The organism is Pedomonas mirosovicensis, assembly GCF_022569295.1.
GTDB classification, from domain to species: domain Bacteria; phylum Pseudomonadota; class Alphaproteobacteria; order Sphingomonadales; family Sphingomonadaceae; genus Pedomonas; species Pedomonas mirosovicensis.
Genome location: NZ_JAKFIA010000001.1, coordinates 1,683,479 through 1,707,214, shown reverse-complemented (window position 1 = coordinate 1,707,214; position 23,736 = coordinate 1,683,479). Strand labels below are relative to the sequence as shown.

Annotated in this window: 24 protein-coding genes; 13 read left to right on the top strand and 11 right to left on the bottom strand. The window is 65.6% G+C overall.

The window, feature by feature from the left end:
* Window positions 1-61: 61 nt before the first annotated feature.
* Entirely contained in the window at window positions 62-235 is a 174-nt protein-coding gene (locus L0C21_RS08155) for an alpha/beta fold hydrolase (protein WP_259277883.1), read from the bottom strand.
* Between the two features lies 1 nt (window position 236).
* Window positions 237-803, bottom strand: a complete 567-nt coding sequence (locus L0C21_RS08150; RefSeq protein ID WP_259277882.1) for an alpha/beta fold hydrolase — start codon at window positions 801-803, stop codon at window positions 237-239.
* On the opposite strand from L0C21_RS08150, the gene L0C21_RS16870 reads away from it, so the two are divergent.
* Window positions 688-1,035 carry a LysR family transcriptional regulator gene (locus L0C21_RS16870; protein WP_374940229.1) on the top strand — a complete coding sequence of 116 codons (348 nt, stop codon included), beginning with the start codon at window positions 688-690 and terminating at the stop codon, window positions 1,033-1,035. The genes L0C21_RS08150 and L0C21_RS16870 overlap by 116 nt on opposite strands.
* A complete protein-coding gene (locus tag L0C21_RS08145; protein WP_310593359.1) occupies window positions 989-1,990 on the top strand; it encodes a LysR substrate-binding domain-containing protein in 1,002 nt (333 codons plus the stop codon). Before L0C21_RS16870 ends, L0C21_RS08145 begins: the two co-directional genes overlap by 47 nt.
* Window positions 1,991-2,123: 133 nt before the next feature.
* Here L0C21_RS08145 and L0C21_RS08140 read toward each other — a convergent pair whose 3' ends face one another.
* Window positions 2,124-2,399: an FtsB family cell division protein gene (locus L0C21_RS08140; protein ID WP_259277881.1), complete on the bottom strand. Its 276-nt coding sequence runs from the start codon at window positions 2,397-2,399 to the stop codon at window positions 2,124-2,126.
* A gap of 206 nt (window positions 2,400-2,605) precedes the next feature.
* Window positions 2,606-3,883, bottom strand: coding sequence for a phosphopyruvate hydratase (eno, locus tag L0C21_RS08135; RefSeq protein ID WP_259277880.1), 1,278 nt, complete (start codon window positions 3,881-3,883; stop codon window positions 2,606-2,608).
* Window positions 3,884-4,224: 341 nt separating this feature from the next.
* Between eno and L0C21_RS08130 the strand changes: the two genes are divergently transcribed.
* Window positions 4,225-4,749 (top strand): DUF4823 domain-containing protein, encoded by a 525-nt coding sequence (locus L0C21_RS08130; RefSeq protein WP_259277879.1) that lies wholly within the window; start codon window positions 4,225-4,227, stop codon window positions 4,747-4,749.
* Between the two features lie 95 nt (window positions 4,750-4,844).
* Here the strand turns inward: L0C21_RS08130 and L0C21_RS08125 are convergent, their stop codons facing one another.
* The 3 genes from L0C21_RS08125 to L0C21_RS08115 all read right to left on the bottom strand — a co-directional run bounded on the left by L0C21_RS08125 (window position 4,845) and on the right by L0C21_RS08115 (window position 6,792).
* Complete coding sequence (locus L0C21_RS08125; RefSeq protein WP_259277878.1) at window positions 4,845-5,378, bottom strand: SEN1982 family lipoprotein; 534 nt, start codon at window positions 5,376-5,378, stop codon at window positions 4,845-4,847.
* A 264-nt stretch (window positions 5,379-5,642) separates the two neighbouring features.
* On the bottom strand, window positions 5,643-6,212 hold the full coding sequence (locus L0C21_RS08120; RefSeq protein ID WP_259277877.1) for a DUF192 domain-containing protein: 570 nt from the start codon (window positions 6,210-6,212) through the stop codon (window positions 5,643-5,645).
* Window positions 6,213-6,222: 10 nt separating this feature from the next.
* Entirely contained in the window at window positions 6,223-6,792 is a 570-nt protein-coding gene (locus L0C21_RS08115) for a cold-shock protein (RefSeq protein WP_259277876.1), read from the bottom strand.
* Window positions 6,793-7,450: 658 nt separating this feature from the next.
* Between L0C21_RS08115 and L0C21_RS08110 the strand changes: the two genes are divergently transcribed.
* Both L0C21_RS08110 and L0C21_RS08105 read left to right on the top strand, forming a co-directional pair.
* Window positions 7,451-8,428, top strand: coding sequence for an XdhC family protein (locus tag L0C21_RS08110; protein WP_259277875.1), 978 nt, complete (start codon window positions 7,451-7,453; stop codon window positions 8,426-8,428).
* Window positions 8,428-10,047, top strand: coding sequence for an NTP transferase domain-containing protein (locus L0C21_RS08105; RefSeq protein ID WP_259277874.1), 1,620 nt, complete (start codon window positions 8,428-8,430; stop codon window positions 10,045-10,047). Before L0C21_RS08110 ends, L0C21_RS08105 begins: the two co-directional genes overlap by 1 nt.
* A gap of 214 nt (window positions 10,048-10,261) precedes the next feature.
* Here the strand turns inward: L0C21_RS08105 and L0C21_RS08100 are convergent, their stop codons facing one another.
* Complete coding sequence (locus L0C21_RS08100) at window positions 10,262-10,846, bottom strand: regulatory protein RecX (protein WP_259277873.1); 585 nt, start codon at window positions 10,844-10,846, stop codon at window positions 10,262-10,264.
* Window positions 10,847-11,082: 236 nt separating this feature from the next.
* Between L0C21_RS08100 and L0C21_RS08095 the strand changes: the two genes are divergently transcribed.
* The 4 genes from L0C21_RS08095 (at window position 11,083) to spt (ending at window position 15,486) form a co-directional block, all read left to right on the top strand.
* Entirely contained in the window at window positions 11,083-12,849 is a 1,767-nt protein-coding gene (locus L0C21_RS08095) for a fatty acyl-AMP ligase (RefSeq protein ID WP_259278844.1), read from the top strand.
* The gene (locus L0C21_RS08090; protein ID WP_259277872.1) at window positions 12,846-13,805 is read left to right on the top strand and encodes an NAD-dependent epimerase/dehydratase family protein; all 960 of its coding nucleotides are present in this window, start codon (window positions 12,846-12,848) and stop codon (window positions 13,803-13,805) included. The genes L0C21_RS08095 and L0C21_RS08090 overlap by 4 nt, the downstream gene beginning before the upstream one ends.
* A 192-nt stretch (window positions 13,806-13,997) precedes the next feature.
* A complete protein-coding gene (locus tag L0C21_RS08085) occupies window positions 13,998-14,255 on the top strand; it encodes an acyl carrier protein (RefSeq protein WP_259277871.1) in 258 nt (85 codons plus the stop codon).
* Complete coding sequence (gene spt / locus L0C21_RS08080) at window positions 14,248-15,486, top strand: serine palmitoyltransferase (protein ID WP_259277870.1); 1,239 nt, start codon at window positions 14,248-14,250, stop codon at window positions 15,484-15,486. Before L0C21_RS08085 ends, spt begins: the two co-directional genes overlap by 8 nt.
* Window positions 15,487-15,829: 343 nt before the next feature.
* On the opposite strand, the gene L0C21_RS08075 is transcribed toward spt, so the two are convergent.
* From L0C21_RS08075 to L0C21_RS08065, 3 genes are all read right to left on the bottom strand, one after another.
* Window positions 15,830-16,804, bottom strand: coding sequence for a hypothetical protein (locus L0C21_RS08075; RefSeq protein ID WP_259277869.1), 975 nt, complete (start codon window positions 16,802-16,804; stop codon window positions 15,830-15,832).
* A gap of 119 nt (window positions 16,805-16,923) precedes the next feature.
* The gene (locus tag L0C21_RS08070; protein WP_259277868.1) at window positions 16,924-17,895 is read right to left on the bottom strand and encodes a diacylglycerol/lipid kinase family protein; all 972 of its coding nucleotides are present in this window, start codon (window positions 17,893-17,895) and stop codon (window positions 16,924-16,926) included.
* 3 nt (window positions 17,896-17,898) lie between these two features.
* Entirely contained in the window at window positions 17,899-18,450 is a 552-nt protein-coding gene (locus L0C21_RS08065) for a DUF2141 domain-containing protein (protein ID WP_259277867.1), read from the bottom strand.
* A 97-nt stretch (window positions 18,451-18,547) separates the two neighbouring features.
* Between L0C21_RS08065 and L0C21_RS08060 the strand changes: the two genes are divergently transcribed.
* From L0C21_RS08060 to L0C21_RS08045, 4 genes are all read left to right on the top strand, one after another.
* Window positions 18,548-19,753 (top strand): LptF/LptG family permease, encoded by a 1,206-nt coding sequence (locus L0C21_RS08060; protein WP_259277866.1) that lies wholly within the window; start codon window positions 18,548-18,550, stop codon window positions 19,751-19,753.
* A 12-nt stretch (window positions 19,754-19,765) separates the two neighbouring features.
* A complete protein-coding gene (gene lptG, locus L0C21_RS08055) occupies window positions 19,766-20,860 on the top strand; it encodes an LPS export ABC transporter permease LptG (RefSeq protein ID WP_259277865.1) in 1,095 nt (364 codons plus the stop codon).
* Window positions 20,857-22,413, top strand: a complete 1,557-nt coding sequence (locus L0C21_RS08050; protein ID WP_259277864.1) for a lipopolysaccharide biosynthesis protein — start codon at window positions 20,857-20,859, stop codon at window positions 22,411-22,413. The genes lptG and L0C21_RS08050 overlap by 4 nt, the downstream gene beginning before the upstream one ends.
* A 114-nt stretch (window positions 22,414-22,527) precedes the next feature.
* Window positions 22,528-23,679, top strand: coding sequence for an N-acetyltransferase (locus L0C21_RS08045; protein ID WP_259277863.1), 1,152 nt, complete (start codon window positions 22,528-22,530; stop codon window positions 23,677-23,679).
* The last annotated feature ends 57 nt before the right edge of the window (window positions 23,680-23,736 follow it).

The window sequence follows — 23,736 nt, the reverse complement described above, 5'->3', positions numbered from 1 at the left end:
AAGGTCAAGCACCCCTCTCCGGGGGGATTGGTCTGGGGAGGGCGAACCAGCGCCGCGGCGCTCAGGCCGCCAGGGCGTGCCAGGCCTCGCCCGCCTGGAGCCACTGGCGCAGGAGGCGGGTGGCCTCCTCGGGCTGCTCCAGCGGTGGCAGGTGGCCGCACGAAGGCAGGACATGCAGCTCGGAACCGGCAATGCCCTCGTGCATCACCTGCGCCTGTTCGAGCGGGGTCGTCACGTCATCCGCCCCCCACCACGATCATGGTCGGCACATGGATAGAGAGAAGCGTCGGGCGCGAGTCCGGGCGGGCGAGAACGGCGGTCTGCTGGCGCACGAACGCCTCGCCGCCGATGCGCTCGGCCATGTCGCGCACCGCGTCGCCCACCGGGCTGTCCACATGCTGGGCGTGAACCAGTTGGGGCAGCATCCGCTTGGTGACGCCCATGAACCGGCCGACCTTGAGCGAGTCGATGCTGGCCCGGCGCAAGGCAGCGCGCTGGGGCGTATCCGGCGAGGCGCTGGTATCGAACAGGGCCAGCCGCGTCACCCGCTCGGGCTGCTGGCGCATGATCTCGAACGCCACATAGCCGCCCATCGACAGGCCAGCGAGCGCAAAGCGCGGCGGAGCCGACGCCAGCACCCGCGCCGCCATGGCCTCGACGCTGTCGTCCTGCGTCAGATCGGCGATCATGGGATCGGCGATATCCTTGAGCGCCTCGGCCTGCTGGAGCCACAGACGGTCATCGCACAGCAGGCCCGGCAGGAACACAAGAGGCGTACGGCCAAGAGAGGTAGGGCTGGTCATCGGACTGTCTCCGAACGTCATATCAATGTCGTCACGGGAAAAAGATGACTCCGGCAGCTTCATTCGTCCAATATATGATAGAGTATATTGTGATAGGTTTTGGAGATACCGCATGGAGCTGCGCCACATCCGCTACTTCCTCGCCGTGGCGGAGGAAGGCAACTTCACCCGAGCCGCCGCGCGCGGTGGGCATCGGCCAGCCGCCGCTCAGCCAGCAGATCCGCGACCTTGAAACCGAAATCGGCGCCGCCCTCTTCCACCGGGTGCCGCACGGCGCGGAGCTGACCGAAGCCGGACGCGCGTTTTTGGAGGCGGTGCGGACCATGCCCGACCAGGCGCGCGCGGCCATCCGCAGCGCCCAGCGGGCGGCACGCGGCGAGACCGGCACGCTGCGGGTGGGCTTCACCGGCTCGGCCGTGCTCAACACGGTGGTGCCCGCCTCCATCCGCGCCTTCCGCCGCAGGTTCCCGGATGTGGACCTGACGCTGGAGGAGCGCAACAGCAACGGGCTGGTCGCCGGCCTGCGCGACGGCAGCCTGGACCTCGCCTTCCTGCGCCCCGGAGCCATCGACGGCGATGACATCCAGGCCCACCCCTTCCCCGACGAGCCGCTGATCGCCGCCCTGCCCTCTGCCCGCGCCGCCGCGCTGGAGGACGACCAGCAGGAAATCCACCTCACCAGCCTGCACGCGGACCCCTTCATCCTGACGCCCAAGCCGATCGGCCCGACCCTGTTCGACGCGGCGGTGGACGCCTGCCGGGCGGTGGGGTTCGAGCCGATTATCGGCCAGCCCGCCCCGCAAATCGTCTCCGTGCTTTCGCTGGTGGCGGCGGAACTGGGGGTCTCGCTCGTGCCCGCCTCCATGCGGCAGCTGGCGGTGGCGGGCGTCGCCTACCGCAGCCTCGCCGACGCGCAGCCCGTCGCCCGGCTGGCGCTGGCGCACCTGCGCGGCAACATCCCCGCCATCGGCCGCAACTTCCTCGACCTGTCGCGGGGGGCAGGCAAAGGGCGGGATGGCCGGGGCGTAAAGGAAGTTCGGAAGTTAAGGTTGAAAGGGGGATTCATCCCCCTTTCGATCCCCCATTCCTTATCGGGACGCCCCCGGTCATGCGGGCACAAACTCGGGCGTGCCGGTGGTGCCGGGTGCGGCCCTTTGATGTCGTTCAGGAGACACCCGCTGCGATGACAGGCCTGGCCCGATCCAACCGAACTCCAGCGGGGAAGACGGCTCCGCCACGCGCGGCCCGAAAAACGAATGGGAGGTGCAGGAGGGACAAGTCCCTCCTGCAAACAACTCAAACAAAAACTGGAGCGCCAACCTAGCGGCGCGGCTCCAGCATGATGACGTCTTCGTCCGGGTGGGCGAGGCCGAGATGGCGGCGGACGAGCTCGTCCGCATAGTCGGGGTCGATGTGCTCCGGCGAGAGCAGCGCCACGCGATGCTCCAGCGTTTCGCGCTGCGCCCGCACCTGCTTGGCGGTGGTGGACAACTCGCGGAGTTGGGACTCGTAAACCGAGTAGGCCCGCAGCCCATGCTCACCCTGAAACGTGTGATAGGCAAAGTAGCCGATGGCTATGATGCAGCCAGCGGGCACAAGTGCCTGACGAATCAGGTGAAAGAGGGGCGATTCTGTTTCCACGGCTTTTAAATCAACATGGCTGAATCGTCCCGTCAAGGGCTACGATTAACCAAAACGATGGAATTTACTAGAAAAAGCGCCGGTCCGTTTTTTCGAACCGGCGCCCTCTCAAGATGTGGTGTGTGGCAGCATCATGCCACACAAGTCACAATTACTTTTTATTACGCCTTCAGGATCGACCGGCCGGCGTAAACCGCCGCCACATCCAGCTCCTGCTCGATGCGGATAAGCTGGTTGTACTTGGCGAGACGGTCGGAGCGGGCCAGCGAACCGGTCTTGATCTGGCCGCAGTTGGTGGCAACGGCGAGGTCGGCGATGGTCGCGTCCTCGGTCTCGCCCGAGCGGTGCGACATGACGGCGGTGTAGCTGGCGCGGTGCGCGGTCTCGACGGCAGTCAGCGTCTCGGTGAGCGAGCCGATCTGGTTGACCTTCACCAGAATGGAGTTGGCGACACCCTTCTGGATGCCCTCGCGCAGGCGCACGGCGTTGGTGACGAACAGGTCATCGCCCACCAGCTGGCACTTGTTGCCAACGAGGTCGGTCAGCTGCTTCCAACCGGCCCAGTCATCCTCGGCCATGCCGTCCTCGATGGAGATGATCGGGTAGCGGCCGACGAGATCGGCAAGGTAGGCGGCCATCTGGCCGGAATCGAGGGTCTTGCCCTCACCTTCCATGACGTACTTGCCGTCCTTGAAGAACTCGGTCGAGGCGCAGTCGAGCGCGAGATAGACATCCTCGCCCGGCTTGTAGCCCGCCTTCTCGATGGCCTTCATCACGAAGTCGATGGCGGCGGTGGTGCTCTCCAGCTTCGGGGCGAAACCGCCCTCGTCGCCCACGGCGGTGGAAAGACCAGCGTTGCTCAGCTCCTTCTTGAGGACGTGGAAAATCTCCGCGCCCCAGCGCACGGCATCCGACAGGCTCTCGGCGCCCACCGGCATAATCATGAATTCCTGGAAGTCGATCGGATTATCCGCGTGCGCGCCGCCGTTGATGATGTTCATCATCGGCACCGGCAGGGTGCGGGCCGAAACGCCGCCCACATAGCGGTAGAGCGGCAGGCCCCGGCTCTCGGCCGCCGCCTTGGCAACCGCCAGCGACACGCCGAGGATGGCGTTGGCGCCAAGCCGGCTCTTGTTCGGGGTGCCATCGAGACCCAGCATGATCTCATCGATCTGCACCTGGTCCTCGGCGTCCAGCCCGGCGAGCGCGTCGAAGATCTCGCTGTTCACCGCCTCGACGGCCTGGGTCACGCCCTTGCCGAGGAAGCGGCCCTTGTCGCCATCGCGCTTCTCGACGGCCTCATGCGCGCCCGTGGACGCGCCGGAGGGCACGGCAGCGCGGCCGAACGAGCCGTCTTCCAGCAGAATATCGACCTCGACGGTGGGATTGCCCCGGCTGTCCAGAATTTCCCGCCCGACGATATCCACAATGGCCGTCATTGCACTGCCCTCCAAATGATTCGAAAAAACCGAGGGCACGTCTAGCGTTCAAGCGTGGCAGCGGCAAGAGACGCCGCGCGCCGGGAGGCGATTGGGAAGCAGATTCTTCGCCGTGAAAGAGAAAGAACAGACAACCTGCCTCAGTTGCACGAACGCCCCCCCACACTTCACACCAAGCAAGCAAGCGCCTCGGCGTGGAATTGCACGCGCACGAAGTTTACAGTTTGTTACGCACCCAGACCTAAATTGAGGGCCCTCGCTGGCCAAAAATCCCAATATGGCCAGCAATCATCGAAAGCCTTTGATGATTGCCAATCAGAATGACGCCGCAGGAGCTATTCATGCGCCCCATTGCTCTACTTACTGCAGCTGCAGCCGTGCTACTGTCGGGCTGCTCAGCAACCTACGAGCACCACGCCGTTCTACAGCCATCGGCCAAGCTGCAAATGAGCAAGTCCGTTCTTATCGCCACGCCGGCCGATGGCGTCTATGGTGCCCGACAGTATGCAGGCTCCGGCAACCAGACGACGATGGCAGTTCGCGCAGCTTTCGCGCGCTATGTCAGTAGCGTCGATGTATCCGTGCAGTGCCGGGACCTTGCTTGCCTAAGAAATCTTCCGAATGGCGAGCAGCACGGCTATCTTGTTGTTCCGGAAGTCCTCCATTGGGAAGACCGGGCCACGGAGTGGTCAGGAAAACGAGACAAAATCGAGATTAAAATCTCGGTTTACGACGGCGAGACAGGCCAGAGCCTGGCCAGCAGCATCATCACCGGCAAGAGCAAAAAGGGCACCTTCGGCGGCGATCACCCACAGGATCTGCTGCCCGAGCCAGTCAACAGCTACATCCAGTCCCTTTACTACTAGCACTCGCCACAACTGCGACCGCCGCCTTACTGGCGGCAGACCAGAACAAAGAAGACAAGCGCCGGCCGACGTTGAACATCGGCCGGCGAGTGGACTTAGTGCAAAATCCAGCCGTCTTCGGAGCCGCGCAGGGTGCGCTCCACCACCTCGCGGCCGGACTTGATCTGCCCCTTGAGCGCCGGATTCTTCGCCCAGGGCGCGGTGACCACATGCATCAGCACCACCTGCGCGTCGAGGAAGCGCTTGCCGCTCTCGCCATATTCCCGCGTGTTCAGGATCCGGTCCACCTCGGTCTTGCCATAGCAGAGCCGGTTGTCCTGCAGGAACGAGCGGCCCTGCTCGCTGAGGTCAAAACTGACCGTTTTGAGGACCATGGGCGGCGTTCCGGATTCCATGACTTCGCCTTCCGTCAGCACGCCCTCCTCGACCAGCGGGAGCGCCCATCTGGACTCCGGCGCTTCGGAAATGTCGTTTTGATAGGTGATGGAAAACGGAAAGCTCTCCGCGACCTCAAGGCAAAGATCCTTGCCATATTTGGCCATGAAGGCCTGTTTCACCTCGCTGCCAGAGTCGCAGCCCACAAGCAGAACACAAGCCGACAACACACCGATAAGTCCGGATGTTTTCATTTGATCCTCCCCGAACGCGTCCTCGGTTATTCTGTCATTAGTTTTATTATTTTATTCTATTTTGATTATACACAGGCCTCACTGCGCCAACAAGGCAGATATACGACGAATACCAGAGGCATGGCGCGAAGACGCCGGAGGGAAGCCCGGCAAGAAATCAGCGCGCGCCGGAACGCGCGCAGCGCAACAGGCGCCCGCTTTCAATATGGTGCAGGGAATTGCAAAAGCGGCCGCGCAGGAATGCCCGCGCGGCCCTGGCCGGGATCAGCCCTGGGGCAGGTCCTTGTGAAGGACGCGGTCCCCAGCCGAAAGCCCGAGACGCTCCGACAGGCCGCCGGCAAGCTCCAGCACCGCGATCACCGGACCGTTTGACTGGAGCAGATCCAGCGACTCCGGCCTGGCGTTGGGGAGAATGCTCTCGATGCGGCCATCCTTGCGGATGAAAATGAGATCCAGCGGAACGTAGGTGTTCCGCATCCAGAAGGACGCGGGCCTGGGCGAGGGAAACAGGAACAGCATTCCCGTGTCCTCCGGCACCGCCTGGCGGAACATCATGCCGATGGCCTGCTCCTCCGCCGTGCGCGCCACCTCCACGGAGAAGTCATGGCGCTTGCCGGACCCGGTGACGATGGCCAGCTCCGACGTTGCCAGGCGCTGCGGCGTGCCCCAGCCCTGCGCCCCCTGCTCCTTCGCCTGGGCGCCGGGAATGCCGAACACGGCATCAGTAACCGACCGGACCTCGGACATGTTCGATACATGCACAACAAGAGCGAGCGCGACAATCGCCGCGCCCGCCCCCAGGGATGCCCCAAACGGGGTTGTTTTTCTAATCATGCCTTCGACTTCACGCGTCGCTCACCTGTTCGACGACGACCGCCAACGGACCCTTCTCACCGGATGCGATCCTGGCCTGCAAGGTCTGACCAGGTATCAACTCCAGAATGTTGGCCCGCCGGAGCGTCTCCATGTGAACGAAGATATCTTGCGTTCCGGCTCCGCGCGATAGAAAGCCATACCCCTTCAACCGATTGAACCACTTTACCGTAACGGTTTCAAAATTCCCCGCCAGGGGCAGGAGCGAGAGCGGATCGGTCCGCTCAGCGACACGCTGCAAAACCGTTTCAGGGTCTGGCCCGATCGCCGTCGAGAGATCCAGATTAAGGATCTTCGACGCCTGGCGGCCCCGATCCCGCTTCACGGCAAGGCAGGTTATCGTCGCCCCTTCAGGCAAGGTACGGCGACCCACCTCCCGCAACACAGTAAAGTGAACCAAGACATCTCCACCACCGCCTGAAGGCACCAGGAAGCCGTATCCTTTTACGGCATCAAACCATTTTACAGTCCCGGTGACTTCTTCCGCTATGGCTTCAGACTGCCGGTCGAGGTTCTCCCCTCCTTGAACCCTTTCCGCCATTTGGTTCCTTCCAACGCTATGCACCACAGAAATGTGCCATGACGCTCAGTTAGCACAGGTTGCCACTGCGTCCAATTTACAAAGACCTGAAGCCCCCGGTTCTAAGGACGCAATATTTAAACTTATCAAAGTATTTCGTTGATCAATCGGCCAGACCTCCCCCTCAAAAGGTCGCTGTAAGCTGAAGCAATTAACAAAAAGTCCGTTTGTTAACAGCATCTTGCCAACGGCGTACGATCATATGGATTATTTGTAACCAATTCAACCTCGTCCTCTGCCAGGCGAACCGGATATCGTTAACCATACGACCATTTTGCAGAACCCCCCTACCGGTTGCTAATACCCAGAACAGGTGGGTTCAAGGGGGTTTCCCCCTTCACCCCACCGCGAATCGGCATCGACTCGCCGCGTTTGGACCGCCTCGATCGAACCGGCGATAGTATACGAACTTCGCGCAAACCATTGTAAAGATGTAATTAATTCTATCAATTTCCGCGGCACCCGCCCCGAGAGGCCTCGCCGGCAGGGCGCCGGCCAGATCATCGATATTTGACCGGACAGCCAGAACACCCCCTTTATGCCTGTGACGCTTGAAGGATAGGCCGCGCCTCCGGTATCAGCACGCACACGAGCGATGCCGACAACGCGGGACGCCCCCATGGCCGAGACAACCGACGAAACCGCCTTCCTCTTCACCTCGGCATTGACCTGGCTTGCCGAGGGCCACCGGGTCGCGCTGGCCACCGTCATCGAAACCTGGGGCTCCGCGCCGCGCCGCACCGGCTCCCACATGGTGCTGCGGGCCGACGGCCTGTTCCAGGGCTCGGTCAGCGGCGGCTGCGTGGAAGGCGACGTGATCGTGAACGCGCAAGAAGCACTGGCGCAGAACCGGGCGGTGCGGCTGGACTACGGCGTGAGCAACAGTGAGGCGTGGCAGGTCGGGCTGGCCTGCGGCGGGCGCATCTGCGTGCTGGTGCAGCCGGTGGACGATGAACACTTCGCCCCAAGGCTGATGCGCCGCATTCTCGCCGAGCGGCAGGCCGGGCGCGGCGTCATGGTGCGAACCCACATCCCCAGCGGCCAAAGCGAGGAGGCGGAGCCCGGCGCCAAGCCGGGCGAGGATGAGTTTCTTGCCACCTACGAGCCGCCGCTGCGGGTGGCGATCATCGGCGCGGTGCACATCGCCCAGGCGCTGGTGCCGATGGTGACCGCGCTGGGCTATGCGCCCTTCGTCATCGACCCGCGCGGCGCGTTCGCGGCCGGCCGGTTCGTGGGGCTGGATGTCTCGCCGCTGTGGCCGGACGAGGCGCTGCGGGCATGGTGCCCGGACAGCCGCTCCGCCGTCATCACCCTCACCCACGACCCCAAGCTGGACGACCCGGCGCTGGTGGCGGCGCTTCAATCCCCCGCCTTCTACATCGCGGCGCTGGGCTCGCGCAAAACCCACGCCGCGCGGCTGGAGCGCCTGAAAGCCCACGGCTTCGGCGAGGAAGACTGCGCGCGCATCCACGGCCCGGCGGGGCTGAACATCGGCGCGCGCGCCCCCGCCGAGATCGCGCTTTCGATCGCCGCCCAGATGACCGCCGCCCTGCGGCGGGACCCTGAGCATGCCGCATCGCGGCAGGGAGACGCCTGATGCGCTTCGGACCCGTTGCCCCGAAAGACGCGGTGGGCGCGATCCTCGCCCACAGCCTGAGCCTTGACGGCCGGCGATTGAAGAAAGGCACGCGGCTGACGGACGAACACGCGGCGCAGCTGGCGGCCGCCGGGATACGGCAAGTGGTGGTGGCGCAACTGGAGGCGGGCGACCTGCCGGAAGACACGGCGGCGCGGCTGCTGGCCGAGCGGCTGGCAACACCCGGCCTGCGTCTGGGCCACGCCGCGACCGGCCGCTGCAACATCCACGCGGAAGCGCCCGGCGTGGTGACGTTCGAACCCGATGCGGTGCACCGGCTCAACCTGGTCGACGAGGCCATGACGCTGGCCACCCTGCCCCCGGCCACCCGCGTGGCGGCGGGCCAGATGGTGGCGACCATCAAGATCATTCCCTACGCTGTCCCCAAGAGCCAGGTGGAAACGGCGCTGACGGCCGCGCAGATGGTGCGGCTGCGCCTCCACCCCTTCCGGCCGATGCGGGTGGCGCTGATCCAGACGCGGCTGCCCGGCCAGAAGGACGCCCTGTTCGACAAGACCGAGCGAGTGACCGCCGCGCGCCTCGCGCCGCTCGGCCTGCGGCTCGACCGGACGCAGGTGGTCTCGCACGACACGCCCGCGCTGACCGAGGCGCTGTGGGATGCGCGCGAAGACCTCGTTCTTATCATCGGCGCCTCGGCCATCGCCGACCGGCAGGACGTAATTCCGGCCGCCATCGCGCGCGCGGGTGGCCAGATCGAACGGCTCGGGATGCCGGTCGACCCCGGCAACCTGCTGTGCCTTGGGGATATCGGCGGGCGGCCGGTGCTCGGCCTGCCGGGCTGCGCCCGCTCCCCCAAGCCCAACGGGCTGGACACGGTTCTTGAACGGCTGGTGGCGGGACTGCCGGTGGACAGCGGCACCATCGCCCGCATGGGCGTGGGCGGACTGATCGACGAAATCCCCGAGCGCCCCGCCCCGCGCCTCAGCCCCGAGATCGCCGAAGACCGGCCGGGCCCGGTGGGCGCGATCATCCTGGCCGCCGGGCAGTCCCGCCGCATGGGGCCGCGCAACAAGCTGCTGATCGAGGTGGACGGCCGCCCAATCCTCGCCCACGTGGCGCGGGCCGTGCGCGAGGCGGGCCTGCCGCCGCCCGTGGTGGTGACCGGCTGCGAGGCGGACCAGGTGCGCGCCGCCCTCAAGGGCGAGCCCGTGCGCTTCGTCCACAACCCGGACTTCGCGCAGGGTCTCAGCACCTCCATTCATGCTGGAATATCAAATACGCCAGAGGCTTGGGCCGGGTCCTTCATCTGCCTTGGCGACATGCCGGAGGTAACGCCCGCAACGCTCCGGACGCTGGCCAGCCATTTCGACCCGGCGGCGGGCCGCACCATCTGCGTGCCGGTGCACGGCGGCCGCCGCGGCAACCCGGTGCTGTGGGGCCGCAAACACTTCCCCCGCCTGCTGGCCCTCAGCGGCGACGTGGGCGCAAAACACCTGCTGGCCGAACTTCAGGATGAAGTAACCGAGGTGGACGCCGCCTCAACCGGCGTGCTGGCGGACGTGGACACGCCGGAGGACGCCGAAGCATTGCTGGTAACGCGCTCGCAGAAAGTCTTGTAAGTTACTTATACTTTTGATTTTTTTGCAGAGGGGTCCCAGACCCTCTGCACTCCCCTATCGGGACGTGGTTCCGGCGCTGACTGAACGCGGCCGAATTAAAGAGTGTTTGGCTGGAGCGCGGTTCCAGCGACCTCTGGAAACGCCTTTGGCAAAACGAAGGGGGTCGCAGGGGGCGAAGCCACTGGCTGAGCGACCCCCCGCAAACAGAACCTTATTATAAGGAAACAATCAGCCTTCGCGCTCTGCGCGGGAACTGCTCCAACTCCTCCTCGGACACGAGGCGGAGGAGCTTGCCGGCAAGGTCTGGCGGGTGGCCGGCGCGCATCATGGCGGCGAAGGCCTTGCGCCGGGCGTCTGGATCATGCGGTGCGCCTTCGCCGAACGGGCCCCAGCGGCGACGGCGAAGAAAAGCGATGGCGGCCTCCAGCGCGTCCGTCTCGGCAATGGCTTCGTCCGCCACGCCCCGCTCGATGCCCGCCCCGCTGAGGGCCTGCCGGATGCGGTGCGCGCCCATCCCCCGCCGGGTGAGCGCCCGCGCCCGCCCTTCGGCGAAGGCGGCGTCATCAACCGCGCCGAGGCGAGCGACGTAATCCAGCGTCTCGTTTATGGCGGCCTCGGCGGCGCTTGCCTCGCCTTCGTCTGTCATAGAAATGTCAACGTCCGCCCCGGTTTCCCAGCCCTTCTCCCGCACCTTGCGCCGCAGGTACGTGGCGAGCTTGTGGCGCGTGGTGGCGTAACGGGAGACGTAATGCAGCGCCAGATCCTTCAAACGCGCAGTATTCAAAGGGGCTTGAGACATTTGGAAAGACACTTCATAGGAACAGGATGCAGGAGCAATCGCCTTGATCCTGCCACAGTCGGGCCGGATTTTGAACGCGACTGACAGGCAAAAGTCCATGCTGGATGACAGTTTTGAGACACAGGCCACGAGTCATGCGTGGAGCTGGGTCAGTGATTAGAGACGGGAGCGCAGCGTTGCTGAATTCGACTTCGCAGCAACTCAATGCCGACATCGTGAACGGGGTGGCGGAGCAATTGAATGGACAGCGGGCAGCGCGGGCAAACGCCGCGGCGCTGACGCCGACGCCGACGGAAGACACTCTGCCCCGTCGTTATGCCGACTTCGAGACGTTCACCGAGGCGCTGGATTACGCCGCCCAGGGCGTGCGCGGCTTCAACGTCTACACGGCGCGCGGCGACCTGAAGGAAGTGCTGCCGTTCGCCGCCCTGCGCGAAGGCGCGATCTCCCACGCCCGCCGGCTAATGAAGCTGGGCGTCGAGCGCGGCGACCGCGTGGCGCTGATCGCCGAGACCTCCTCGGCCTTCATGATTGCGTTTAGCGCCTGCGCCTATGCGACCGGCCTGCCGGTGCCGCTGCCGCTGCCGACCTCGTTCGGCGGGCGCGAAGGCTATGTGCAGCAGATCCGCAACCAGCTCTCCAGCAGCGAACCCAAGGTTGTGCTGGCCCCCAGCGGCCTCATCGACCTGATCCGCGAGGCCGCCGACGGCCTGGGCGCGGTGTTCGTGGGCGACTGGGACGCGTTCGCGGCCCTGCCGGAAGCGGACGGCGAGCTGCCGCAGGCCCACCCGGACGATGTGGCCTACCTCCAGTATTCCTCGGGCAGCACCCGCTTCCCGCACGGCGTCGAGGTGACGCATCGCGCCATGCTGGCCAACTGCCACGGCCAGGCGTTCCACGGCACCAAGGTGCAGCCGAATGACCGCTGCATTTCCTGGCTGCCGTTCTATCACGACATGGGCCTGGTGGGCTGCTTCCTGGCGACGCTGACCAGCCAGGTTTCGACCGACCTGATCCCGACCGACGAGTTCGTGCGCCGCCCGCTGACGTGGCTGAAGCTGATCTCGGAGAACAAGGGCAGCACCATCTCCTACAGCCCGACCTTCGGCTACGACATCACCGCGCGCCGGGCACCCTCGGACGTGGCCGGGACCTTCGACCTGTCGCGCTGGCGGGTGGCGGGCAACGGCGGCGACATGATCCGCCCCGACGTGATGCAGGCCTTCATCGACGCCTTCGCGCCCGCCGGCTTCAACCCCGGCGCGTTCATGCCGTCCTACGGCCTGGCCGAGGCGACCGTTGCCATCAGCTTCACGCCGGTGGGCCAGGGCATCGTCACCGACCTGGTGGACGAGCGCATGCTCTCGGGCGACACCGCCCCGCGCGACCCGCGCCAGCCGGTGCGCTATCGCGCCATCGTCAACTGCGGCAAGCCGCTGCCGGATCACGTCATCGAGATCCGCGACGAGGACGACCAGATTCTGCCGGAACGCGCCATCGGCCGCGTGCTGGTGAAGGGCCCCTCCATCATGAAGGGCTACTTCCGCGACCCCGAAGCGACCGCCGCATGCCTCAGCCCCGACGGCTGGCTCGACACCGGCGACATGGGCTACCTGCTGGACGGCTCGCTCTATATCATCGGCCGCGCCAAGGACATGATTATCATCAACGGCAAGAACCACTGGCCGCAGGACATCGAGTGGGCCGTTGAACAGCTGCCGGGCTTCAAGAACGGCGACATCGCCGCCTTTGCCGTGACCGAGGCCAACGGCGAGGAACGCCCCGCCGTGCTGGTGCAGTGCCGCGCCTCCGACCCGGCCGAGCGCATTCGCCTGCGCGAGGAAATCCGCGCCAAGGTGCGCCAGATCACCGGCATGAACTGCATCGTCGAGCTGGTGCCGCCGCGCAGCCTGCCGCGCACCTCCTCGGGCAAGCTGAGCCGCTCCAAGGCGCGCCAGCTGTACCTCTCCGGCCAGATCGTCCCGCTCAGCGTCGCTGCTTGAGCGGGACCGCCCATACGCCGCTTACGAACCGGATCGTCGCCGTCACCGGCGCGACGGGCTTTGTCGGCGCGCACCTGATCCGCCAGCTCGCAAGGAGCGGCTGGGACGTGCGCGCGCTGACCCGCCGCCCCCAATCGGTGCTGGACTCCGGCATCACCTGGGTGAAGGGCAGCCTGGAGGACGAGCGCTCGCTCACTGAACTGGTGAAGGGCGCAAATGCCTGCATCCACGTGGCGGGCGCCATCAAGGGCCGCACCCGCGACGACTTCGCCCGCGCCAACATCGAGGGCACGACACGGATGCTGGCCGCCTGCGCGGGCAGCGGGGTGGAGCGGTTCATTCATGTGTCGTCGCTCGCCGCGCGGGAGCCGGACCTCTCCGACTACGCCTGGAGCAAGCGGCAGGCCGAAGAGGCCGTGCGCGCCCTGGCCAAGGAGAGCTGGGCGATCGTGCGCCCGCCCGCCGTCTACGGCCCCGGCGACCGGGAAACCCTCAGCCTGTTCCAGAGCGCCAAGCTGGGCCTTGCCCCGCTGCCCAATGCAAAGGCCCGCGTCTCCCTCATCCACGTCTCTGACCTGTGCACGGCGCTCGCCGCCGCTCTCGAGGCGGACGGCCGCCTGCACGGGGCATTGGCCGAAGTGCACGACGGCCAGCCGCAGGGCTATGGCCTCATCGAGCTTTACCGGCGCATCGGCGCGACGCTCGGCAAGCGGGTGGTCTCGGTGCCCGTTCCAAGCCTGCTGCTGCGCGGGCTGGGCTCGGCCAACGCGGCGCTCGCCCCGTTCCTCGGGCGCGTGCCGATGGTGACGCCCGGCAAGGTGCGCGAACTCCTCCACCCCGATTGGACCACGGCGGACGACACCCTTCAGCACCTCACCGGCTGGCAGCCCTCCATCTGCCTGGACGACGGCCTCTTGGCCACAGCCCGCTGGTATCAGGCCCAAGGGTGGCTGTGAGGGGTTGGCTGTAACGCCCAAGTCCCGCTATGAGACGGGCCAACCGGCAGGGCAAAGTCTTTGTTGGTCGCACTTTTGTTCACCGCAGGGCATTCGCCCTGCTCGAAAGCTGCTCCAGCGCCCTGCCCATGCCCCGCTTTGACCATATTGTCGGAGCATAGGGTGCCCACACATTCAATTAGGTCGTCGTTTATGCTGTCGCACCAACAAATCTACGAAGTTCTCACCCGCCTGATCGCCCCGTTCAACAAGAAGGGCATCGCGCTGACGCCCGACACGTCGTTCGCCAATGATCTGGAATTTGACTCGTTGACCGTGATGGACCTGGTGGCGGCAATCGAGGACGAATTCGACATCACCCTGCCGCTGAACATGCTGCCGGACCTGGAAACCGTGGGTCATGTGGCAACGGCGGTCGAGAAGATCCTGAAGGACCGGGCCAATGGCTGACCTTCTCGCCAAGTTCGACTCGCTGATTGCGGAGCGCGCGGCGCTGAACGCCACCGGCCTGCCGGACCCGTTCCGCGTGGTGATGGAAAAGGTGGTCTCCCCGACCGAGGCCATCATCAACGGCAAGCACACCATTCTGGTCGGCACCTACAACTACATGGGCCTGACCTTCCACCCGGAAGTCATCAAGGCCGGGCAGGACGCGCTGGAGCAGTTCGGCTCCGGCACCACCGGCAGCCGCGTGCTGAACGGCACCTACGCCGGGCACAAGGCGCTGGAGCAGACGCTGGCCGACTTCTACGGCATGCAGCACGCCATGGTGTTTTCGACCGGCTACCAGGCCAACTTAGGGATGTGCTCGACGCTCGTCGGCAAGGGTGACTACATCGTCATCGACGCCGACAGCCACGCCTCCATCTACGACGGCTGCATGCTCGGCAACGCCGACGTGGTGCGCTTCAAGCACAACTCGCCGGAAGACCTGGACAAGCGCCTGCGCCGCCTGCCCAAGGACGCGGGCAAGCTGGTGGTGCTGGAAGGCGTCTATTCCATGCTGGGCGACATCGCCCGCCTCAAGGAACTGGTCGCCGTCGCCAAGGCGCATGACGCCACCATCCTCGACGACGAGGCCCACGCCATGGGCTTCTTCGGCGAAAAGGGCCGCGGCGTCGTGGAAGCGGCGGGCGTTGAGGATGACGTTGATTTCGTCGTCGGCACCTTCTCCAAGTCGGTCGGCACCATCGGCGGCTTCGTGGTCTCCAACCACCCGAAGTTCGACATCCTGCGCGTCGTCTGCCGCCCCTACGTGTTTACCGCCTCGCTGCCCCCATCAGTGGTCGCCACCGCGCGCAAGGCCATCGAGCTGATCGCAGCCCAGGCCGACCGCCGCAAGCAGCTGATGGAAAACAGCCGCAACCTGCACGCCGGCCTCAAGGCCGCCGGCTTCCAGCTGGGCACCAAGGAAGCGGAAAGCGCCATCATCGCCGTGATCTGCCCGGATCAGGACGTGACCGTGAAGCTGTGGGCCAGCCTCTTGGCAAACGGCGTCTACGTGAACATGGCCCGCCCGCCCGCAACCCCGCACGGGCTCTACCTCATCCGCATGTCGCTGTGCGCCGAGCACCGGCCGGAACAGGTGAAAACCATCATCGAGCGCTTCACCGCCGCCGCCGGCGCGGCCGGCTACCCGCTGGGGCAGGAATTCCTCGACATTCCGCTGACCTCGGCCTGAGGGCTTCGGTGTTTGAGCAAGAGTGAGGCGGGGCCGAGAGGCTCCGCCTTTTTCTTTGGGGTTCTTATGTTTGCAGGGGGTCTTAACCCCCTGCCCCCCTTCACTTATCAGGATGCACCTGGTCATACGGCCGCGCGTGCTGAACAAGGTGGCGCGCCTGCTCCTTACTATTATTCAAAATTGTAGGGGCAGGCACAGAGGGCCGGTGACGGGCGCGGTCGATTCAAGGAATTGATTGGGAGGTGGTTCCAGCATGCACTGGAAACGCGGCCCGAAAACGAACGGGGTGCAGGGGCCCAAGACCCCTGCAAAAAGAAAAGCTTATCAAAGTAACTTCAAGGAATTACCGGATCGCGCCCTTGCGCTTGAGATCGCGGAACAGGACGAGGCCGCCGATGATGGGGTGGCGGCGGTGCCAGGGCTTGATCTCGACGGCGACGCCGGAATGGCGGGTGATCTTCCACGCGAGATAGTCGATGCCGCCGGTGAAGGTGGCGGTCGCCTTGATGAGGCGCAGCGCGGAGAGCAGCTTGCCTTGCAGGCTGCGGAGCGACCACGCGATGCGGCCCGCGAGGCGCTGGGGGGCGGTGGCGGCAGGAAGCGAGACCTGATCGCCCGATACGGCGGCGGGGATGCCTGCCGCTTCAAGGGCGGGCGCGGTGATGGCGAGGTAGTAGTCGGGCGCGAGGTCGAAGAGCTCCAAGCCCTTGCCCTTCTTCTCAGCGCGCAGTTCCGAGCCGTAGGTGAGACCGAAGGCGGCGACCCAAAGTTCGCGGACGGTGGTTTCAGCGGGCAGCATCGGGCGGGCGGCCCGCAGGAGCGTCGCCGGGGCTTGCGCGACGGCGGCGGCGACCGAGCGGGGGATGTCCTCCCGCCCTTCCCGCACCCACACCAGGAGCGACGGCTGGGCGAAGCGCGCCCACACCGAGACGTTGAAGCAGGCGGGGCTGGCGAGATGACGGAAGTGCGCGGTGCTCAGAACCGCGTATTTGGCGCGGTAGGTGACGCCCTCGATCACTTCCTCCGCATAGAAGACGTTGGGCGGGATGAGCCGGTTGGCGATGGCAAGGCCCGTGCTGCCGTAGGCGTGGCGGTAGCTGTCCACCAGCACGTAGAAGTCGAGCAAGGTGCCGGAGAGATCGCCCGTGCGAAGGGCCGAGCCGTAGAACAGCACGGCCTCGGCCGCCGCGCCGTAGCGTGCGGCCACCCGCTCGGCGAAGGCAACGACCACCGGATGGGCCGGCGCTTCCAGCTGCGCGGCAACGAGGTCGGTTATTGCCTCCGACGGGAGATGTTCTTTAACGGCCGTACCTGTCATTCATCGTCTGCCAACTGGATCAAGGTTTGCGCCATCAGGAGTGGCCAAGTGCGTCCGTAGAACTAAAGGGGGATCCAAGGGGGTCCGAGACCCCCTTGGAAAAACAAAATCCCGCACCCTCACGCAGCGAGAGACAGGAACGGCTGGGGCGCGGTCTGGGTCAGCACGATCGGCCGGCCGGGAGCGGCCTTGTAGATCTCGCCGTCCAGCAGCACGGCCGGGTTGCGGCCTTCGATGAGAATTTCGGAGCCGCCGTCCAGATGCAGGCCGGGGGTTTCCTCCACCTTCCTTGAGCGCAGCAGCAGCATGGAGATGGCGGTGCGGAGGATGCTCATGCGGCGCTGCTCAAGGCAGATCATCTTGAGCGAGTCCTTGGCCGCAGGTTTTGCCGGCCGCACGCCGAGCAGCAGCTTCTCCAGCGTCGTCACCAGAAGGACGAAGAACCGCCCCTCATAGGTGCCGACCCCGCGCACGGTGACCTTGAGCGGCTCGGAGCGCACCGGCGACAGGCGGGACTTGCCGCCGATGATGACACCGATGAGCGTCGCCACCGCCGCGAGGAAGTGGGACAGCTTGTTGGACAGGCCCAGCGGATAGATGCGGTTGCGGCAGAACAGCAGCGCGTTCAGGAGGCCCGCCGCGCCGAGGAACATGCCCAGCACCGGGCGGTTGCCCTGCCCGTCCGACAGGGCGATGAGGCGGCGCTCCACCACATGGGCGGCAAGGTCGCCGCGCGCGATCTCCAGAATGCGGCGCAGGGCCGTCAACGGATCGCCGGACGCGCCGAGATCAGCGGCGATGAGGTTGGTCTTGCCGTTGGGCAGCACCGCCACCGGCGGCATGGCGTCGCCGAATGGCCGGGCGTGGTAAAGCTCGGTCAGCGCGGCCTGCACCGTGCCGTCCCCGCCGTTGATGACGATGACCGCCGGCTTCACCGAGGCGATGAGCTTGAGGGCATCGGGGATCTCGTTGATGTCGCTCAGCTCGACATGGAACAGATTGGGGCACGACGCCACGATGTCACGGATGCGCGGGAGCAGATCCTTGTTCCTGGTCGATAAGGGATTGGACAGCAGTGCAACCAGAGACATGAATTACTCCGACTCCCGAATCGGCTTTACACTCAAGCCCGAGACATAGTTGAGGACGATCCGCATGACGCCCACGCCCTTGGGCGCGGTGAACGCCGCCTCGGCGGTTTCCGGCTTGGCGAACTTGAGCTTGGGGTTGTTGGAGACGCCGAAACCGTCGCTCCAGAGATCCGTCTTGCCATCCATGTCGCGGTCATGGAGCACCGAGACCGCGTAGCTGGCGTGATTGCCCGGCAGCGGCACGCACAGCGTCATGTCCCCTTGCGCGGGAACCCGCGCATCGAACTTGACCAAGTACTTGCCGGACTTGAGAAAGCCGGACTTGAGAAAATCGTCACCCTCGCCGCTGTAGGCCTTCACCCGCACCTGGCCGACATGATCCTTGAAGCCGGTAATGGTGAGCAGCAGCGCCGGCTCCGTGGAGCCGGGGGCGCAGCGGTCGGCATGAGGGCCAAGGTTGCCCGCGACCCGGGCCGAGGCCGGCAGCGCAGCCACAGCCGAGGCCGTCATCAACGCCATTGCGGACAAGAGCATCCTCAGGCTGCGATTTTTCATGTGACCTCTTCCCTTCCGCGGGCTATATCCAGCCCACAACTATTCTCTGTGGGGGTCGTTCGCGGCCAAAGTTTGACCAATCGGCGACAATACCGCGATGATCAGCCACCTCGACCGCTACATCTCACGATTGATCGTCATACCGCTGATCGCGACTCTGCTCGTCTCGGCACTGCTCCTGCTGCTCGACAAGATGCTGCGCCTGTTCACCTTCGTGATGGACGAAGGCGGACCGGTAACGGTGGTGTGGCAGATGCTGGGAAACCTTATTCCCCAGTATCTTGCCCTGGGCATTCCCATCGGCCTCCTGCTCAGCACCATCCTCGCCTTCCGCAGGCTGGCGACCAGCAGCGAGATGGACGCCATCACCTCCTCGGGGGTGTCGCACGTCCGGCTGCTCAGGGTGCCGTTCCTCTACGCCGGGCTCCTGGCGTTCGCGACGCTGTGGCTGGTGGGCTTCATCCAGCCCTACAGCCGCTATGCCTACGAAGGGTTGCGTTTCGAACTGCGCTCGGGCGCGCTCGGCGCCAGTATCAAGGTGGGTGAGTTCGCCCATCTCGGCAAGAAGCTGACCATGCGGATCGAGGAATCGCGGGAGAACGGCCGGGTGCTCTCGGGCATCTTCGTCCATGCCGTGGACAAGGACGGCTCGATTCTCACCGTCTCGGCCGACCAGGGCACGTTCCTGGCGACGGACGACCCGAACATCGTGCTGTTCCGCCTGTTCAACGGCGAGCTGATGCTGCGCGGCAAGACCCCTGGCAGCCAGCGCATCCTCCAGTTCGACCAGCACGACCTGCCGGTGGACCTGCCGGAGTTCGAATCCTTCCGCGCCCGCGGCAACGAGTATCTGGAGCTGACCCTGCCGGAGCTGGTCGTCACCCAGCACGACGACAAGCAGTCCCTGCAAGCCAAGCTGGACGCCAGCGCCAACTTCCACCGCCGGCTGATCCAGGTGGCGGTGCTGTTCGTCATCCCGTTCCTGGGCGTGGGCCTTGCCATACCGCCCAAACGCAACACTTCGGCGCTGGGCGTGTTCGCCGGCATTGTCATTCTGGTCGTTTACAACGAGATTTCGGAATTCTGTGAAAAGCTTAGCAGTGATGGCGTTGCGCCCGCAGTCGTGCTTCAGTGGGTTCCTTTCTCCCTGTTCGCGCTTTACAGCCTGTGGCTGTTCCGCCAGGTGGCCTATCGGGTGGGCGAGCCCCCGATCGGCGGGCTCATCCGGGCCGGCCAGAGGCTGACGAAGCTTGTAAAGCGCCTGGCCGCACCGTTGCGCCGGCGTCGGAAGTTGGCTCATTGACGGGCAAGAAACATGCGGCTGTTCCCCTCCTCCACGCTTGCGCGCTACCTCGGGCAGATGTTCACCATCCGGGTGCTGGCGTTCCTCATCGGCCTCGTGATGGTGCTGCAAACGCTGGACCTGCTCTCGGAATCCGACAAGATCCTGGCCGTGGAAGGCAACGGCTACGGCGCGCTCCTGCATTACGTGAGCCTGCGGATGCCCCAGCTCATCTCCCAGTTCCTGCCCTTCTCGGTGCTGCTGGGCACGCTGGTGACGCTGGCGACGCTCAACCAGACCAGCGAGGTGGTGGTGATGCGCGCCGCCGGCATCTCGGCCCACCAGGTGCTGATGCCGCTGGTGGCGGCAGCCGGCCTCATTGGCCTTGCCCACTTCGTGTTCAACGAAACGGTGGTGGTGCAATCGACCGCCCAGCTCCAGGCGTGGGAGCGGGTCGGCTATGCCCCGCGCAGCGAGGAGGCGCCGCCCGAAACCCAGGAGGTATGGGTGGCGGACGGCGCAACCATCATCCACGCCCGTGAGGCCATCCAGCGGGACGGCCGCCTGATCCTGCCCAACTTCGAGTTGTATGAGCGGCGGGAAGGCAGCCACCTGAGCCGCGTTACCACCGCCGCGCGCGCCGAATACGCGGGCGGAACCTGGACTCTCTACGATGTCCGGGAATACAGCCCGACCGGCGCTCCGCCCGTCAGGCGGGACACCCAGCCCTGGCACACCAATGTGCAGACGGACCGGTTCCTGGCCGTGGCGGTGGACCCGGCGACGGTTTCCTACCTGCGGCTGCACCGGGCCGTCGCCGAGCTCTCCGAAGGCGGCCACCCGACCGAGAGCCTGCTGGCCTCGCTCTACCACAAGATCTCGGGGCCGTTCTCCTCGGTGCTGATGCCGCTGCTGGCGGCGGTGAGCGCCTTTGGCGTCGTGCGCTCGGGCAAGCTGTTCGTGCGAATCGTCATCGGCATGGCGCTGGGCTTCGGCTACTTCGTCGCCGACAACTTCATGCTGGCCATGGGCCAGTTCGGCACCGTGCCGCCCTTCCTTGCGGCCTGGGCCGCGCCCCTGCTCTTTCTCTGTATTGGTGAAAGCGTGCTGTTCCGGACCGAGGAATGACCTCCGCAGATACATCCAACGGCGCGACCCCGGTCAGCCACAAGCCCGTCACCGAAACCGAGGTGGCGCGCGGCGCGGCCACGGCCCTGCTCGCCCGCTTCGGCGCAGTGATCGAGCTGGTCAGCCAGCCCGCCTATACCTGGCTGTTCTCGGTGGCGACCTACGGCGTCTACACCGTGCTGTGGTCCACGGTGAACATCGTCTCCAACATCTGCGACCTCGCCATGACCACCGTGCTGCAACGCACGGTGCCGCAGGCGAAAACCGAAGAAGAGGCCCACGCCTCGCTGAAGGTGGCGCTGCTCCTCATCCTCGGCATCACCGTACCGCTGGCGGCGCTGGGCTCCATCGCCGCGCCCTGGCTCGCCAAGGTGGTGAACGCCGCGCCCAAGGACCAGCCGACGCTGGCGCTGGCCATCGGCCTGTTCGTGTGGACCCTGCCCTTGTGGACCTTCCTCGAGGTGGCGGGCTCGGCCATGCGGGCGCGCCGCGCCTTCGGCCCCGAAATCCGCCTCAAGGTGTTCTACGAGCAGGCCAGCCGCCTCACCTTCGCCTTCCTCTGCTTCTTCATCGGCCTGGGGAGCCTGGGGCTGGTGGTGGCGCACCTGTCCTCGCTGATCTTCATTTCCTTCATCTCGGTGCGCCTGCTCGGCCGCTACTACAACCTGAAGCTGCTGCTCACCGTGCGGATCCCCAAGGGCATGCCGCGGGACATGGTGAGCTATGGCCTCGCCATCCTGCCCGCCAACGTGCTGAAGCGCTGCTATTCGGACCTGCCGCCGATCCTGCTCAACACCCTGCTGCCGGGCGCGAAAGGCGCAACGGCCGCCGCGCTCTACGGCATCGCCCGCAAGGTGGCGAGCGTGATGCAGATGGTCAAGCTCAGCTTCGGCTATGTGATGGCCCCGCTCGCCTCGGCCCAGAAGGCCGCCGTCGACCACAACGCGGTGCAGCCGCTCTACGGCTTCGCCACCCGGCTGGCGACGGCCGGCATCCTGCCGCTGCTGGCCGCCATCATCGGCCTGTCCCAGGAAATCCTGCTGCTGTTCGCCCCGGAAGCGCGGGCTGCGCTCGCGCTCGTCATCATCCTCTCCATCGGTCGCACGCTGGAGGCCCTGCTCGGCCCCAGCGGCGCCATTCTGGAAGTGATCGGCCAGCGCCGCCTCACCCTCATCAACAGCGCCGCCGGGCTGGTGAGCTGGATCGCCCTGTCGCTGGCCCTCACCCCCGCCCTCGGTGCGGTCGGCATGGCGGTGGCCGTTGCCATATCGCTGAACGTGGCGGCGGGCCTCGCGCTGCTGCAGCTGTACTGGTCGTACCGCCTGCACCCATTCCGCGCGCCGTTCCTGCGGACCCTCGTGGTCAGCCTGGCGGTCTCCTGCCTGGCGCTGGCGGTGGAGGAAGCCGTCAGCCAGTGGTCCGAAGCCGCCGGCGCGGTGGTGGCGGTGGCGGCATTCGCCGTTGCCTTCTGGCTGTCGCTGCGCTTCGGCCTCGCCCTGGCGGACCGCTCGGCGCTGGGCCGGTTCGGCCAGTGGATGCGCCTCAAGGTCTAAGCCCCTGCGCCATCAGGGGGATCACGCGCCAACTCCCGGCGGCGCCGAGCCCAAAATCTGCCATAGTGATGGCCCATGGAAGACCCTAAAGCGCCCTATAAGGAGTGACCCAGCGTGCTGCCGCAAGCCTTCAACATCGAGATCCGCCCGGTTGCCTCGAAGGCCGATCTCGAAGCCTTCGTCCGCCTGCCCTGGTCGCTCTACAAGAATGATCCCCAGTGGGTGCCGCCGCTCCTCGCCGAGGTGAAGGGCCTGCTCTCGCCGAAGTCCAACCCCTATTTCGGCCACGCCCGCGCCCAGTACTGGCTGGCGCTGCGCGACGGCAAGCCGGTGGGCCGCATCTCCGCCCAGATCGATGACCTGGTGCAGCAGCACATGGGGCAAGGCATCGGCCAGTGGGGCATGTTCGAGTGCGAGGACGATCCCGCAACCGCCGCCCTGCTGTTCGAAGCCGCGGAAAGCTGGCTGAAGGCGGGCGGCATGACCCGCTCCATGGGGCCGTTCAGCCTCTCCATCTGGGACGAGCCGGGCCTGCTGATCGACGGCTTCGAGCACCCGCCGCTGCTGATGATGGGCCATCACCGCCCCTACTACGCCGGGCTGGTGGAGCCGCAAGGCTATGCCAAGGTCAAGGATCTCTACGCCTATGACCTCGATATCACCACGGGCTTCCCCGAGCGCATCCAGCGCATCGTGGAGGCGGGCGACAAGAACCCGCGCATCCGCATGCGGAAGGCCGACCCCTCCCGCTTCGAGGAGGAAGTGCGGCTGGTCCTTGAGATCCTGAACGACGCATGGGCGGACAACTGGGGCTTCATTCCGCTGACGGAAGCCGAAATCGCCTATGCCGCCAAGAAGATGAAGCCGCTGGTGAAGCCGGACCTGGTTCGCATCTGCGAGTTCGACGGCGAGCCGATGGCCTTCATGATTACCCTGCCGGACGTGAACGAACTCCAGCGCGACCTCGATGGCCGCCTGTTCCCCTTCGGCTGGGCCAAGCTGCTGTGGCGGCTTCGCAAGCCGTTCACCCAGCGCGTGCGCGTGCCCCTGATGGGCGTTCGCAAGAAGCTTCAGACCAGCCGCAACGGCGCGCTGATGGCGATGATGCTGATCGAGCACATCCGCCGCGACACGGTGGGCGTCTATGCCAACCGGGGTGAGCTTTCGTGGATTCTCGAGGACAATCTGCCGATGCGGAACATTCTCGAATCCATTGGATGCTTCATTTATAAGACCTACCGTATCTACGAGAAACCGCTGGGTTGATCGGCCACCAACATGGATTCGCCCGTACCCCAGGCTCCAGAGAGGCCGCGCTCTTCC

Excerpts from the sequence above, each read along its gene's own strand:
- L0C21_RS16870 (WP_374940229.1), top strand. The coding sequence starts at position 688 with ATGGGATCGGCGATATCCTTGAGCGCCTCGGCCTGCTGGAGCCACAGA.
- L0C21_RS08150 (WP_259277882.1), bottom strand. The coding sequence starts at position 803 with ATGACCAGCCCTACCTCTCTTGGCCGTACGCCTCTTGTGTTCCTGCCG.
- eno (WP_259277880.1), bottom strand. The coding sequence starts at position 3,883 with ATGACGGCCATTGTGGATATCGTCGGGCGGGAAATTCTGGACAGCCGG.
- L0C21_RS08130 (WP_259277879.1), top strand. The coding sequence starts at position 4,225 with ATGCGCCCCATTGCTCTACTTACTGCAGCTGCAGCCGTGCTACTGTCG.
- L0C21_RS08125 (WP_259277878.1), bottom strand. The coding sequence starts at position 5,378 with ATGAAAACATCCGGACTTATCGGTGTGTTGTCGGCTTGTGTTCTGCTT.
- L0C21_RS08120 (WP_259277877.1), bottom strand. The coding sequence starts at position 6,212 with ATGATTAGAAAAACAACCCCGTTTGGGGCATCCCTGGGGGCGGGCGCG.
- L0C21_RS08115 (WP_259277876.1), bottom strand. The coding sequence starts at position 6,792 with ATGGCGGAAAGGGTTCAAGGAGGGGAGAACCTCGACCGGCAGTCTGAA.
- L0C21_RS08110 (WP_259277875.1), top strand. The coding sequence starts at position 7,451 with ATGGCCGAGACAACCGACGAAACCGCCTTCCTCTTCACCTCGGCATTG.
- L0C21_RS08105 (WP_259277874.1), top strand. The coding sequence starts at position 8,428 with ATGCGCTTCGGACCCGTTGCCCCGAAAGACGCGGTGGGCGCGATCCTC.
- L0C21_RS08100 (WP_259277873.1), bottom strand. The coding sequence starts at position 10,846 with ATGTCTCAAGCCCCTTTGAATACTGCGCGTTTGAAGGATCTGGCGCTG.
- L0C21_RS08085 (WP_259277871.1), top strand. The coding sequence starts at position 13,998 with ATGCTGTCGCACCAACAAATCTACGAAGTTCTCACCCGCCTGATCGCC.
- spt (WP_259277870.1), top strand. The coding sequence starts at position 14,248 with ATGGCTGACCTTCTCGCCAAGTTCGACTCGCTGATTGCGGAGCGCGCG.
- L0C21_RS08075 (WP_259277869.1), bottom strand. The coding sequence starts at position 16,804 with ATGACAGGTACGGCCGTTAAAGAACATCTCCCGTCGGAGGCAATAACC.
- L0C21_RS08070 (WP_259277868.1), bottom strand. The coding sequence starts at position 17,895 with ATGTCTCTGGTTGCACTGCTGTCCAATCCCTTATCGACCAGGAACAAG.
- L0C21_RS08065 (WP_259277867.1), bottom strand. The coding sequence starts at position 18,450 with ATGAAAAATCGCAGCCTGAGGATGCTCTTGTCCGCAATGGCGTTGATG.
- L0C21_RS08060 (WP_259277866.1), top strand. The coding sequence starts at position 18,548 with ATGATCAGCCACCTCGACCGCTACATCTCACGATTGATCGTCATACCG.
- lptG (WP_259277865.1), top strand. The coding sequence starts at position 19,766 with ATGCGGCTGTTCCCCTCCTCCACGCTTGCGCGCTACCTCGGGCAGATG.
- L0C21_RS08050 (WP_259277864.1), top strand. The coding sequence starts at position 20,857 with ATGACCTCCGCAGATACATCCAACGGCGCGACCCCGGTCAGCCACAAG.